Here is a 13,437-nt window from a genome sequence, read left to right as displayed (position 1 = left end):
CGACATCCGGGAATGCCCCGGTGCGCCACTGACGTTTCCCCGGCCAGATGCGAACGGATTCCCTAGGGAGAGACATGTCCGAGAACGGCAGCAAGACCCCCGTCGACTTCTGGTTCGACCCGCTGTGCCCCTGGGCCTGGATGACGTCGCGCTGGATGCTCGAGGTCGAGAAGGTCCGTGACGTGACGGTGCGCTGGCACGTGATGAGCCTCGCCGTCCTCAACGAGGACAAGCTCGACGAGCTGCCCGAGGAGTACCGCGAGATGCTGGAGACGCAGGCCTGGGGCCCGGTCCGGGTCGTCATCGCGGCCCAGCAGAAGCACGGCGACGAGGTCGTCGGCGACCTCTACACCGCGCTCGGCACCCGCTTCCACAACCGCGGCGAGGGCCCCACGCGCGAGGCCGTCGTCGGCGCCCTGGAGGACGTCGGCCTGCCCGCCGACCTCGTCGAGTACATGGAATCGGACGCGTACGACACGGAGCTGCGCGCCTCGCACAAGGAAGGCATCGACAAGGTCGGCCAGGAGGTCGGCACGCCCGTCATCGCGGTCCCCGGCGCCGACGGCGACCAGGTCGCCTTCTTCGGCCCCGTCGTCACTCCCGCTCCCAAGGGCGAGGCCGCGGCGAAGCTCTGGGACGGCACGCTGCTCGTGGCGTCGACGCCGGGCTTCTACGAGATCAAGCGGACCCGCACCCAGGGCCCGATCTTCGACTGAGGCGGGCGGCGTCAGCCGAAGCTCTCCCCGGGGAGCTCGAACCCCCTGCTCTGCACGTGATAGGGCTGCACCCACAGGCAGCCCGGGTTGGTGCAGCGCCAGAATCCCCGGGCGTGCGCGCGGCCGGCGGTCGCGGCGATGTGGTCCTCCTCGGCCGGGGTGACCCGGCGGAACAGGTGCAGTTCGCGGCACGTGGGGCAGTGCTTCTCGTCCACCATGCCGCCACAGTGTCCCGGAACCGGGCATACCGAAAGGCCCCCGTGAGTCACGTCCTCACGGGGGCCTTTCCTTTATCGGCCCGCCTCGGTGAAGGTTGAGAAGACGATCACGAGGCAGGACCCTGCTGGGCTGTCACCGGGGGAGCGGACGACAGCCCTGGCTCACGGGGCCAGCAGCAGGCTGTTGACCCGCTCCTTGGCGGCGGCGTAACGCTTCGCCACGTCCTGCCAGTTGACGACCTGCCACATGGCCTCGATGAAGTCGACCTTCTGGTTCTTGTACTGCAGGTAGAAGGCGTGCTCCCAGGCGTCGAAGACCAGGATCGGCGTGGAGCCCTGGCCGACGTTGCCCTGGTGGTCGTAGACCTGCTCGACGATGAGGCGGCCGCTGAGCGGCTCGTAGGCGAGCACACCCCAGCCGGAGCCCTGCGTCGTCGCCGAGGCCTTGGTCAGCTGGGCCTTGAACTTGGCGAAGGAGCCGAAGGACTCGGTGATGGCGTCCGCGAGGTCACCGACACCGTCGGCGGCCAGCGGCTCGCCGCCGCCGCCGTCCTTCGGGCTGTTCATGTTGTGCCAGTAGATGCTGTGCAGGATGTGGCCGGAGAGGTGGAAGGCCAGGTTCTTCTCCAGGCCGTTGATGGCGCCCCACGTCTCCTTGTCGCGAGCCTCCTCCAGCTGCTCCAGGGTGTCGTTCGCGCCCTTCACGTACGCCGCGTGGTGCTTGTCGTGGTGCAGCTCGATGATCTGCGGGTTGATGACAGGTTCGAGCGCCGCGTAGTCGTACGGAAGTTCAGGAAGCGTGTAAATGGCCATGAGTCCGAGCCCTCCGACTGCTGCTCTGCATGTGGTGCGCTGTTGTGTTGCTCAACTTATTGCAACTCTCTCGCAAGTGCAGGCTAGCAGCAGGAGGCCGGGGAAGTTGATCAGCCCTTGGACCTAGGTCCGCACGGGAAGACCGCGGGCCGCCCGCGGCCCGCGCGCACGAAAAAGCCCCGGACCGCCAGGTCCGGGGCTTCTCCGTGAGTTCTCAGACGGACGTCGCCGCCCGCTTCTCCGCCATCTTCTGCCGCACGAACCCGATCACCGCGAGCCCCAGCGTCAGCGCGCCCGTGGCGAGCAGCTGCTTGCGCGTGTCCGGCTGATCGGTCATCAGGTAGAAGACGTACGCCATCGCGGCCAGCGCCACCCACGTCAGGAACGGGAAGCCCCACATCTTCACGACCAGCGTCTCCGGAGCCTCGCGCTCCGTCCTGCGGCGCAGGATCAGCTGCGAGACGGCGATGAAGATCCAGACGACCAGGATCATCGCGCCGATCATGTTGAGCAGCCACGGGAAGACGTCGTCGGGGCGCCAGTAGCTGAGCAGCACGCAGACGAAGCCGAAGACCGAGGAGGCGAGGACGGCGAGGCGCGGCACGCCGCTGTACACGCGGCCGAGCGCCTTCGGGCCCTGGCCGCGCTCGATCAGGGAGTACGACATGCGGGAGGCGCCGTAGATGTTGGCGTTCATCGCGGAGAGCAGGGCGATCAGGACGATGACGTTCATGATCTCGCCGGCGCCGGGGATGCCCAGGTGGTCGAGCGTGGCGACGTAGGGGCCCTTGGCGACGACTTCCTTGTTGTCCCACGGCAGCAGCGTGACGACGACGAGCATCGAGCCGACGTAGAAGACGGCGATGCGCCACATCGCCGTGCGCACGGCCTTGGCGACGCTCTTGACCGGGTTCTCGGACTCGGCGGCGGCGATCGTGACGGTCTCCAGGCCGCCGTACGCGAAGACGGAGGCGAGGAGGCCGATGATCAGGCCGTCCGTGCCGTTCGGCATGAACCCGCCCTCGCCGCTGAGGTTCTCCAGGCCGGGGGCCGGGGCGTCCGAGCCGGGCAGGATGCCGAGGATCGCGAGGGCGCCGATGCCGAGGAAGAGCGTGATCGCGCCGACCTTGAGGGCGGCGAACCAGAACTCGAACTCGCCGAAGTTCTTCACGGCCGTCAGGTTCGCGCCGCAGAACACCAGCATGAAGAGGGCGACCCACGCCCACTCCGGGCTGTCGGGGAACCAGCCGACCATGATCTTCGCGGCGCCGATGCCCTCCAGGCCGACGGCGACACAGAGCAGGAACCAGAAGCCCCAGCCCGCGGTGAAGCCCGCCCACGGGCCGATGGCCCGCTCGGCGTGGACCGAGAAGGAGCCCGACGCCGGGTTCGCGGCCGACATCTCGCCGAGCATGCGCATCACGAGCATGACGAGCGCGCCGGATATCGCGTAGGCGAGGACGATCGAGGGACCGGCCGCGGCGATGCCCGCCCCGGAGCCGACGAAGAGACCGGCCCCGATCACGCCACCGAGGGCGATCATGGAAAGATGCCGCTGCTTGAGGCCGTGCACGAGCGGCGAGTCGGCCTTGGGGATCTCTTCGGGTGCTGCGTCCTGCTGGGTGGACGTCCGAGACATGGGCGTGCCCTGTTCAGTAGCCGAGACGGGGGAGCGAGCGGCCCACAGTTTGAGCTCCGGTACCGCTGACAGGGAACACTTGACCGCTATACGGACACGACGCTCACACGTTGTGAAGAAATGCGCACATCAAGTTCATCTGTTCTTCACACGTGCCGCGTGCCACTCCCGCAGCCCCGCGATCACGAGCACAAGCCCCGTCGCCCCCGCCGACCACAGCAGCTGCGGCCGCGCCCCCTCGTCCGTCACCATCAGCCCCAGTACGGCGGCCATCGCCGCCAGCGCCGCCCACGTCAGATACGGGAACGCCCACATCCGCAGCACGAGCCGCTCCGGGGCCTCCCGCTCGATGCGCCGGCGCAGCCGCAGCTGCGAGACCGCGATCAGCGCCCAGACGAAGAGGAGCACCGCGCCGACGGAGTTGAGCATGTAGAGGAAGACGGAGTCCGGCCACTTCAGATTGAGGACGACGGACACGAAGCCGAAGGCGACGGACGCGAGGACCGCGCGGCGCGGCACCCCGCCGCCGGACACCTTCAGGAGGGCCTTCGGTGCCTCGCCGCGCTCGGCCAGCGAGAAGACCATGCGGGACGACCCGTAGAGGTTGGCGTTCAGCGCGGAGAGCAGCGCCACGAACACCACGATGTTCATGAGGGTCCCGGCCGACGGCACCCCGACCGAGTCGAGCACCGTCACGTACGGGCTGGCCCCCGCCTTCTGCACCGTCCAGGGCAGCACGGTCACGATGACGAGCATCGACCCGACGTAGAAGAAGAGGATGCGGTAGACCGCGCTGCGCACCGCGCGGGCGACCGAGCGCACCGGGTCGTCGGACTCGGCGGCCGCGATCGTCACGACCTCCAGGCCGCCGAACGCGAAGACGACGGCGAGGACGCCCGAGACGACGCCCTCCCAGCCGTTCGGCAGGAAGCCGCCCTGCCCGGTGAGGTTGGTGAGGCCCACCGGGTCCGTGTCGGGCAGCACCCCGAAGACCGCGAGCAGGCCGAGGACCAGGAACGCGACGATCGCGAAGACCTTCAGGGCCGCGAACCAGAACTCGAACTCGCCGAAGTTCTTCACCGAGGCCAGGTTGGCGGCGGTGAAGACCAGCATGAAGATCAGCACCCACGCCCACTGCGGCACCGCGGGCGCCCAGCCGTGCGCGATCTGCGCGGCGCCGGTCGCCTCCACGGCGAGCACCACCACCAGCAGGAACCAGTAGAGCCAGCCGACGCTGAACCCCGCCCAGCGGCCCAGCGCGCGCTCCGCGTGCACGGAGAACGAGCCCGAGGCGGGCATCGCGGCCGACATCTCACCGAGCATCCGCATCACGCACATCGCGAGCGCGCCCGCGATCAGATACGAGACGACGATGCCGGGGCCCGCGACGGAGATCCCGGCCCCCGACCCCACGAACAGCCCGGCGCCGATCACGCCACCGAGCCCGAGCATGGTGAGGTGCCGCTGCTTGAGACCGCCCCCTAGGGGTTCGGGCTCCGTTGCTGTTGTGGGCAGGCGTCCCGCACGGCGAGTGGGGCCTCCCCTGCCCGAGCGCAGTCGAGAGCTTGGGGAAGGGTGGGCACAACCCCCGGTGCCGGGTGCCGTCTCGTCGGGCGGCAATTGGTCGTGCATGGCGTTCAGCTTGCTCTCAGGGTGCTCAGTGGTTTAGCGGGAACCTACAGTCTCCCCGGGCGGCAGCCCCTCGCGCAAAACGGGGCACCCGCCCGCCGACCTCCGTGACGAGCGTCACGCCGCCCGAGGTGTACGGGTGCCCCTTTGTGCGGAGCCCACCAAGGCCCCGCCCCGGGGTTGTCGGCCGGTGACCGTGTTCCCGCGCGGCCGCCTGGGATAGCGTCAACGCGTTCCCCACCTGCCCACGTCCCCCCGCGGAGTCCCGATGAGCATCGCCGCTGCCACCACCCGTCCCGGCCAGGTCCTCGCCGACCTGCTGCCCGCGTCCCGCGTGAAGGACGCGGCGCTCGTGCTCGGCGGCGCCGCGCTCACCGGGATCGCCGCCCAGATCGCGGTGCCCGTGCCTGGCTCCCCGGTGCCGGTGACCGGCCAGACCTTCGCCGCGCTGCTCGTCGGCACGTCGCTCGGCGCCCGCCGCGGCTTCCTCTCGCTCGCGGTGTACGCCCTCGTGGGCATGGCGGGCATGCCGTGGTTCGCCCAGGCGGGCTCCGGCGTCGCGGCCCCGTCCCTCGGCTACGTCCTCGGCATGCTGCTCGCCGCCACGGTGGTGGGCGCGCTGGCCCGCCGCGGCGGCGACCGCTCGGTGCTGCGCACGGCGGGCACGATGGTCCTCGGCTCCGCGATCATCTACGCGGTCGGCGTCCCGTACCTGGCCGCCGCCACCGGCATGTCGCTGACCCAGGCCGTCGCCGCCGGGCTCACGCCCTTCCTGATCGGCGACGCCCTGAAGGCCGCGCTCGCGATGGGCGCGCTGCCCACGGCGTGGAAGCTCCTGGACCGCTGACGCGAACACCCCAGTCACGCCTGAAGAGGCTCGCCGGGCCGTATGTGGCCTTACTCGGCGAGCCTCTTCAGTGTTTCCGGGGCGTACGGGTCCGTCAGTCGTGCGGGTTCCGTCAGGCGTTCGCCCGCGGCCGCACCTTCTCCCGTACGAGGGAGAAGACGACCACGAAGGCGGCGGCGAGGAGCGAGAGCAGCACCGGCTTGCGGCCGGTCTCGTCGGTCAGCATGTAGACGAGCACGAACGAGATCATCGCGATCGTGACCCACGTCAGGTACGGGAAGAGCCACATCTTCACGACGAGCTTCTCCGGCTCCTCGCGCAGGATGATGCCGCGCATCCGCAGCTGCGTGAAGCTGATGATCAGCCACACGAAGAGGGCCACCGCGCCCGACGAGTTGAGCAGGAAGTCGAAGACGGTGTCCTTCCACTGGTAGTTGAACCAGACGGCGACGAAACCGAAGACGACGGAGCCGAGGATCGCGGCCATCGGCACGCCCCGCGCGTTGGTGCGCGCGAAGGACTTGGGCGCGTCACCGCGCTGGCCGAGCGAGAAGGCCATGCGGGATGCGGTGTAGAGGCCGGAGTTGAGGCAGGAGAGCACGGCCGTCAGGACGATGACGTTCATGACCTGACCGGCGTGCGGGATGCCGATCGAGTTCAGCGCGGCCACGTAACTGCCGTGCTCGGTGATCGACTTGTCGTTCCACGGCAGGAGTGTGATGACGACGAAGATCGAGCCCAGGTAGAAGACGCCGATGCGCCAGATGACGCTGTTCGTCGCCTTGGTGACGGCGCGCTGCGGGTCCTCGGACTCGCCGGCGGCCAGCGTGACGATCTCGCTGCCCATGAAGGAGAAGACGACCATCAGCACACCGGTGAGGATGGCGCCCGCGCCCTTGGGCATGAAGCCGCCCGCGTCGGTGAGGTGCGCGAATCCGGCGCCGGGGTTGTCGGAGCCGGGCAGCAGGCCGAAGACGGCGAGCAGGCCGATGACGACGAAGCCGCCGATGGCGACGACCTTGATCCCGGCGAACCAGAACTCGAACTCGCCGTAGGAGCCGACCGAGACCAGGTTGGTCGCGGTGAGCACCACCATCACGATGAGCGCCCAGCCCCACTGCGGGACGGCGGGTATCCAGCCGTTGAGGATCACGGCGCCCGCGGTGGCCTCCACCGCGAGCACGACGACCCAGAAGAACCAGTAGAGCCAGCCGATGGAGAAGCCGGCCCAGCGGCCGAGCGCCTGGTCCGCGTAGGTGGAGAAGGAGCCGGAGGCGGGCCGGGCGGCGGCCATCTCGCCGAGCATCCGCATCACGAGGACGACCATCGTGCCGACGAGGGCGTACGAGATGAGGATCGCGGGCCCGGCGGCGGCGATGCCGGAGCTGGAGCCGACGAAGAGACCGGCGCCGATCACGCCGCCGATGGCGATCATGGAGAGGTGGCGGTTCTTCAGACCCGCCTTGAGGCCGTCGGTGTCACCACTGTGGCCAGACTGCGGATCCCCGGGGGATGAGGGGTTGCTGTCTGCCTTCGCAAGGGAGGGTTGCGAGGTCATGGACGAATCCTTAAGTTCTCGGGTCACGAGCCCCCGCATTCAAACTCAGGGGTGAACGGGACGGAAGTCCTGACTCCGGATCGTTGTATTCCGGCCAATGGCCTGGACCAAGGTCCCGGTCGGCCTGGACCAAGGTCCCGGTCGCGGCTACCCGCCGCGCGACATGCCACACTCGGACCCATGCGCGTGTACCTCGGCTCGGATCATGCCGGCTACGAACTCAAGAACCACCTGGTCGAATGGCTCAAGAGCCACGGCCACGAGCCCGTCGACTGCGGGCCCCACATCTATGACGCCCAGGACGACTACCCGCCGTTCTGCCTGCGCGCCGCGGAGAGGACCGCCGCGGACCCGGAGGCCCTCGGCATCGTCATCGGCGGCTCCGGGAACGGCGAGCAGATCGCCGCGAACAAGGTGAAGGGCGTGCGGGCGGCCCTGGCCTGGAGCGAGCAGACCGCGGCGCTCGGCCGCGAGCACAACGACGCGAACGTCATCTCGATCGGCGGCCGCATGCACACCCAGGAAGAGGCGACGAAGTTCGTCGAGATCTTCCTGAGCACGCCGTACTCCGGCGAGGAGCGGCATACGCGCCGCATCGACATGCTGTCGCGGTACGAGGAGACGGGCGAGCTGCCCGCGATCCCGGCGCACCACCCCCAGCCGTAGCCGAATCGTCGCCGGGCGGCGCTGGTCTTCAGCCCGTCCGGCGTTTGAGGACGAGCCCTTAAGGCGATTTCTCGCCCCATCACCCCCGGAGGGACACCGTGCCTGAGGGGCACACCATTCACCGGCTCGCCGCGGATCACCGGGACCGGTTCCAGGGCCGAGTCGTCCGGGCGACCAGCCCGCAGGGCAAGTTCTCCGACAGCGCCGCCCTCGTCACCGGACAGGTCCTCGACACCGCCGAGGCGCACGGCAAGCACCTCTTCCTCGGCTTCGCCGGGACCGGCTGGGTCCACATCCACCTGGGGCTCTTCGGCAAGTACGCCCTCGGCGAGGTCCCCGCGCCGCCCCCCACGGACACCGTCCGCCTGCGCCTGCTCAACGAGTCGTACTACTCCGACCTCCGCGGCCCCACCACCTGCGCCCTCATCACGGACGAGGAGAAGCGGGCGATACACGACCGGCTCGGCCCCGACCCGCTCAGGGAAGCGGACGACCCCGACAAGGCCTACCACCGCATCTCCCGCAGCCGCACCACCGTCGCCGCCCTCCTCATGGACCAGAAGGTCATCGCGGGCGTCGGCAACGTCTATCGCGCGGAGGTCCTCTTCCGGCACGGCATCGACCCGTACATTCAGGGCAAGGACCTCACCGAGGCCCGGTGGAACGCGATCTGGACGGACCTCGTGGAGCTCATGCGCGAAGGCGTCCGGCTCAACCGCATCGACACCGTCAGGCCCGAGCACACCCCCGAGGCGATGGGCCGCCCGCCGCGCGTCGACGACCACGGCGGCGAGGTGTACGTCTACCGCAGGGCGAACCAGCCCTGTCACCTCTGCGGCACCGTGATCCGCACCGCGGACCTCGCCGCCCGCAACCTCTTCTGGTGCCCCACCTGCCAGCGCCCGGCCTGACCAGGGCCCCCGCCCCCTTAAGATCAACTGACCGATTTCACCAGCTCAACGGGGGCTTCCGCATGTTCGGCACCACTTGGATCGACGGGCCGATCGCCATCGCGATAGGCGTGCTCTTCGTCGCCTTCTTCCTCCTCCCGTCCCTCATCGCCTTCAACCGGGACGCCGACCACCGCTGGCTGGTCCTCGTCATCAACCTCGCCTTCGGCGCCTCGGTCATCGGCTGGCTGATCGCCCTCTACCTCGCCACCCGCCCGCCGAAGACGTCCCCCGTGCCCCGAGCCGCCTAGGGCCTGTCCGGCGGATCATGCCGCGGGGCGCGGGGTCTGGCACTTCCCCAAGCTCTCGGCTTCGCTCGAGCAGGGGAGACCCCAACCCTGCGGCGTTGTCGTCGGTTGTCAACTCCCCCGAGCTCTCGGCTTCGCTCGAGCAGGGGGCACCCCCATCGCGTTGCCGCCCTCCTCCGCCTTGCATCTCGACGCACCAGACCCCGCTCACCTGCACCCAAACGCGACCGCCACCCGACCGCGACCTGATCCGCCGGACAGGCCCTAGAACCCGTGCGGCAGCCACGGCGCCACGTCGGAGCCGAAGGCCACCGAGGCCTCGGTCAGGGCGCCCTGTCGCAGCTCCCGCACCCGGCCTGCGCCCGCGAGCGACGTGAGGGACGTCCCGCCGAGATATACGGTGCCCAACTCGCGTATGGACAGGGCGAGATCGGCCGCGTCGTCCGTGCGCGCGCACGAGGCGCCCTTCGCGTCGCCGGTGAGCCGCCAACGCCCCGCGTTCCAGGGGCAGAAGGCGTCCTCGACCTCGAACACCACGTCCAGCGGCGTCTGGTACGTACGTGCCTCCAGCGCCGCGCCCACCTCCACGAGCCGTACGTACAGCGAGTCGCCCACCCGCAGGTCGCACCGGCGCACGTCCGAGACGAGCTGGAGCAGCGGGTCGTCCACCGGACGGTTGCGGGCCACGACCGACGAGGTCAGGTCGATGTCGAAGAGGAACCGCCACAGCGCCGCGTACGCCGCGGGGTCGAGCGCCTCGACGTCGCGCACCTTCACCACGCCCCGGGGACCCTTCGTGTCCCACTCCGGGTTGATGGCGTACCGCACGTAACCGACGAGTTCGCCCGCGCGCTCGGCGACCACGCACTGCAGCGGTGACGCGCCTTCCCGGTTCTCCTTCGGGTCGAGCAGCCCGAGCCGCTCCCAGCCCGGCTGCCGGGCGAGCATTCCCGGACGCCCGGTGACCCGGCGTGCGTACAGCGCCTCGCACGCGTCGTGGACGTCGGCGGGCTTCGCGTACCGGAGAAGTACGTCATCGGTACCGGCGGGGACGGACAGCCGCACCCGGGTCGTATCGATGTCGGCCCGCATCTGCTGGGTGGCCGCGCCGTACCCGAAGCGGCCGTAGATGACCGGCTCCGAGGCGGTGAGCACGGCCAGCGCCTCGCCCCGCGCGCGCACGTCGTCGAGCTGCCGCCGCATCATCGACGTCAGGATTCCGCGCCGCCGGTGCGTGGCCGCGACGCCCACCATCGTCACGCCCGCGGTGTCCACCAGCGCGCCACCCGGCACGGAGAGCCGGAAGGAGAACGCCCCGGCCGTCCCGACGCAGGCGTCCCCGTCCCAGACACCGATCGACCGGTCGAACTCGGTGAGCGCCCGCCACAGCTCCAGCTCCTCCGAGGACTCCCGCAGACCGCCGAACGCGACCTCCAACGTCCCGTACCAGGTGTCCCATTGGGCCTTCTCGAGCACGCGCAAGTCTGTCGTCATATGCCATGCCTACCAGGGCGATACCGCCCGGTGCGACAGGATTTCCACGCTCCGCGACGCGCCTCCGACGGGGGACAACCGGGACCTCCCGTGCGAAGTACGCGGCCCGCTGGATAAGGTCCACGAGCAATGGTGGTACGACGAGCAGGGCGCGCACGCCGCGTACGACGCGAACGGCGTGCGGAAGCCGAGACGTTCACGGCCCGGATGAAGAAGAGGCTGCACCGGGCCCGTATCGCGCTGCGCAAATCCGGGGTCGACTACTTCCGCGGTGACGGCTCGGACTGGGTGGCGCTGGCCGGCCTGCTCCTGACCGTCCCGGTGATCACCTTCTGCACGATCGTCGACAACGTGTGGTTCTCCCCGGCCGCGCTCGTGCTGCCCATCGTCGCGGGCGGTCTGCTGCTGCGCCCCGCCAGCCTGCTCGGTCTGTACGCGGCGTCGGCGGTGGCCCTCATCGTGGAGTCCGTCCAGCTCGGCCCGTACACGGAGGGCCCCTCCCGCGTCACTCCGGGCGTCGTCCTGGTGGTCGCGGCCTGCGGCTTCTTCGGCCTGCTCATCGCCCAGTTCCGCAGCCGGGTCGGCGTGCCCTGGCGCGGCGGCGGCACCATGCTCTTCGACCTGCGCGAACGCATCCGCGTGCAGAGCAAGCTGCCGAAGCTGCCGCGCGGCTGGCACCGGGAGATGGCGCTGCGGCCGGCCGGCGGCCAGTCCTTCTCCGGCGACTTCGTGGTCGCGGCCCGTACGAACGGCGGCCGCACCCTGGAGGCCGTCCTCACCGACGTCTCGGGCAAGGGCATGGACGCGGGTTCGCGCGCGCTGCTCCTGTCCGGCGCGTTCGGCGGCCTGCTCGGCTCGCTGCCCCCGCACGCCTTCCTGCCCGCCGCCAACGGCTACCTGCTCCGCCAGGACTGGGACGAGGGTTTCGCGACCTCCATCCACCTCGTCCTCGACCTGGAGACCGGCGACTACGAACTGTTCTCCGCGGGCCACCCGCCGGGCCTCCAGCTCAGCGCGGGCAGCGGCCGCTGGGAGGAGAAGACCGGCCAGGGCCCGCTCCTCGGCGTCTACGACGGCGCGCAGTTCGACCCCGTCAAAGGCGTCCTGCGCCCCGGCGACGTCCTGATGCTCTTCACGGACGGCCTCGTCGAGACCTCCGACCGCGACATCGCCGAGGGCATGGACCGCCTGACGGGCGAGGCCGACCGCTATGTGGCCGGCGGCTTCCACGGCGCGGCCTGGCACCTGATCGAGGCGGTCGCGAAGGACGTGAACGACGACAGGGCGCTGCTGCTGATCTGCCGGGAGGCGTGAACCGCCCCCGATCCGGGACCTAGGGCACGGCTGAACCCGTCTTCACCGCCGCGTGGTCCCGGCCGCCCGGCAGCACCCGCGCCAGCCACTCCGACCGCCCCGCGGCCAGCGGGCCGAGGACCGCGAGCAGGAGCACGTACCCCGCGATGAAGGGGGAGAGGCGTTCGTCGAGGCCCGCGCCCGCCGCCATCGTGGCGAGGATCAGGGCGAACTCGCCGCGGGCGAGCAGCGTCGTGGAGATGTTCGCCGCGGGGCCGGGACCGAAGCCGTACACGCGTGCCGCGCCGAGTCCGGCGAGGACGTTCATCAGGAGCGTGACCGCGACCGCCGCGAGGACCGGCCACAGCACCACCGGCAGGTCGCCGGGGTCGATGGAGAGGCCGAACGCGAAGAAGAAGATCGCGCCGAACGCGTCGCGCAGCGGATGGACGAGCTTGCGGATGCGGTCGCCGGAGGCCGTGCTGCCCAGCATCAGGCCGACCATGAACGCGCCGATCGCGTCGGCGACGCCGAACCACTCGGAGACGCCCGCGACGAAGACGGCCGCGCCGAGGAAGGAGATGACGAGGAGTTCGTCGTCCCGGGTGTCCATCAGCCGTCCCACGGCCTTCGTGCCGAAGCGGGCCGCGAGCGCGAGGAGGAGCAGGAAGCCGAAGGCCTTGCCGCCGTCGAGGACGGCCGCCGCGAGGCTGTCCGCGCCGGACAGGATGGGCTGCAGCGCCGCGAGGTAGAGGGCCAGGAAGATGTCCTCGACGACGATGATGCCGAGGATCGGCTTGGTCTCCGGGTTGCCGAGCCTGCCGGTGTCGACCAGGACCTTCGTGACGATCGCGGAGGACGAGATGCCGAGGACCCCGGCGAGGACCAGCGCTTCGGAGGTGCCCCAGCCGAGCGCGAATCCGAAGCCCAGGCCGGCGCCGACGTTCAGGGCGAGGTAGGTGCCGCCGGCGACGGCCATCCTGCGGCCGCCGGTCTTGAGGTCGTCCAGGTGGAACTCGAGGCCCAGGTAGAAGAGGAGCAGGACCAGGCCGAGCGCCGAGAGCATCTCCAGGTCGTGGGGGTCGGAGACCAGGACCACGCCGGGGGTGTGGGGGCCGAGGAGGATCCCGGCCAGGATGAAGAGGGGGATGGTGGGGAGTCCGATGCGGCCGCCGAGGCGGGCGAGGACGGCGGCGGCCAGAAAGGCACCGCCCATGGCTATCAGGGTGTCTGCGTGTCCGATGGGCCCGCTCCTTCGAGTCGATACTCTGGTCAAGGGTTCGTAAAGAACGCGTCAATAGTTAGCTTACCAAAGGGTTTCTCGGGGGTGCGGGTGAGCCGAGGGGTGGGGTTTGCCCTACCTGGC

At 70.1% G+C, this 13,437-nt stretch carries 13 protein-coding genes; 6 read left to right on the top strand and 7 right to left on the bottom strand.

Annotated features, from left to right (window positions below; genetic code table 11):
- Positions 1-74: 74 nt before the first annotated feature.
- The gene (locus ACI2L3_RS02405; protein ID WP_404750410.1) at positions 75-716 is read left to right on the top strand and encodes a DsbA family protein; all 642 of its coding nucleotides are present in this window, start codon (positions 75-77) and stop codon (positions 714-716) included.
- Between the two features lie 11 nt (positions 717-727).
- Here the strand turns inward: ACI2L3_RS02405 and ACI2L3_RS02400 are convergent, their stop codons facing one another.
- From ACI2L3_RS02400 to ACI2L3_RS02385, 4 genes are all read right to left on the bottom strand, one after another.
- Complete coding sequence (locus tag ACI2L3_RS02400; RefSeq protein ID WP_404750409.1) at positions 728-934, bottom strand: hypothetical protein; 207 nt, start codon at positions 932-934, stop codon at positions 728-730.
- A 162-nt stretch (positions 935-1,096) separates the two neighbouring features.
- Positions 1,097-1,747, bottom strand: a complete 651-nt coding sequence (locus ACI2L3_RS02395; RefSeq protein WP_362339562.1) for a superoxide dismutase — start codon at positions 1,745-1,747, stop codon at positions 1,097-1,099.
- A gap of 214 nt (positions 1,748-1,961) precedes the next feature.
- Positions 1,962-3,386: an amino acid permease gene (locus ACI2L3_RS02390; protein WP_404750408.1), complete on the bottom strand. Its 1,425-nt coding sequence runs from the start codon at positions 3,384-3,386 to the stop codon at positions 1,962-1,964.
- A 135-nt stretch (positions 3,387-3,521) separates the two neighbouring features.
- Positions 3,522-4,838, bottom strand: a complete 1,317-nt coding sequence (locus tag ACI2L3_RS02385) for an amino acid permease (RefSeq protein ID WP_404750407.1) — start codon at positions 4,836-4,838, stop codon at positions 3,522-3,524.
- Positions 4,839-5,283: 445 nt separating this feature from the next.
- Here ACI2L3_RS02385 and ACI2L3_RS02380 point away from each other — a divergent pair, with 445 nt between their 5' ends.
- On the top strand, positions 5,284-5,862 hold the full coding sequence (locus ACI2L3_RS02380) for a biotin transporter BioY (protein WP_362987642.1): 579 nt from the start codon (positions 5,284-5,286) through the stop codon (positions 5,860-5,862).
- A 112-nt stretch (positions 5,863-5,974) separates the two neighbouring features.
- Here ACI2L3_RS02380 and ACI2L3_RS02375 read toward each other — a convergent pair whose 3' ends face one another.
- Positions 5,975-7,420: an amino acid permease gene (locus ACI2L3_RS02375; RefSeq protein ID WP_404750406.1), complete on the bottom strand. Its 1,446-nt coding sequence runs from the start codon at positions 7,418-7,420 to the stop codon at positions 5,975-5,977.
- 180 nt (positions 7,421-7,600) lie between these two features.
- On the opposite strand from ACI2L3_RS02375, the gene ACI2L3_RS02370 reads away from it, so the two are divergent.
- The 3 genes from ACI2L3_RS02370 (at position 7,601) to ACI2L3_RS02360 (ending at position 9,287) form a co-directional block, all read left to right on the top strand.
- Positions 7,601-8,086: a ribose-5-phosphate isomerase gene (locus ACI2L3_RS02370; RefSeq protein ID WP_404750405.1), complete on the top strand. Its 486-nt coding sequence runs from the start codon at positions 7,601-7,603 to the stop codon at positions 8,084-8,086.
- Positions 8,087-8,184: 98 nt separating this feature from the next.
- Complete coding sequence (locus ACI2L3_RS02365) at positions 8,185-8,997, top strand: Fpg/Nei family DNA glycosylase (RefSeq protein WP_404750404.1); 813 nt, start codon at positions 8,185-8,187, stop codon at positions 8,995-8,997.
- 62 nt (positions 8,998-9,059) lie between these two features.
- Entirely contained in the window at positions 9,060-9,287 is a 228-nt protein-coding gene (locus ACI2L3_RS02360; RefSeq protein WP_404750403.1) for a superinfection immunity protein, read from the top strand.
- A gap of 261 nt (positions 9,288-9,548) precedes the next feature.
- Here the strand turns inward: ACI2L3_RS02360 and ACI2L3_RS02355 are convergent, their stop codons facing one another.
- Positions 9,549-10,778, bottom strand: coding sequence for a GNAT family N-acetyltransferase (locus ACI2L3_RS02355; RefSeq protein ID WP_404750402.1), 1,230 nt, complete (start codon positions 10,776-10,778; stop codon positions 9,549-9,551).
- Between the two features lie 129 nt (positions 10,779-10,907).
- Here ACI2L3_RS02355 and ACI2L3_RS02350 point away from each other — a divergent pair, with 129 nt between their 5' ends.
- Positions 10,908-12,092, top strand: coding sequence for a PP2C family protein-serine/threonine phosphatase (locus tag ACI2L3_RS02350; protein WP_404750401.1), 1,185 nt, complete (start codon positions 10,908-10,910; stop codon positions 12,090-12,092).
- Positions 12,093-12,111: 19 nt separating this feature from the next.
- Here the strand turns inward: ACI2L3_RS02350 and ACI2L3_RS02345 are convergent, their stop codons facing one another.
- Complete coding sequence (locus tag ACI2L3_RS02345; RefSeq protein ID WP_404750400.1) at positions 12,112-13,287, bottom strand: cation:proton antiporter; 1,176 nt, start codon at positions 13,285-13,287, stop codon at positions 12,112-12,114.
- Positions 13,288-13,437: the final 150 nt, after the last annotated feature.

This window comes from Streptomyces sp. NPDC029674 (genome assembly GCF_044903205.1).
In the GTDB taxonomy this organism is placed as follows: Bacteria; Actinomycetota; Actinomycetes; order Streptomycetales; family Streptomycetaceae; genus Streptomyces.
This window is presented reverse-complemented; position numbering and strand designations above follow the sequence as displayed.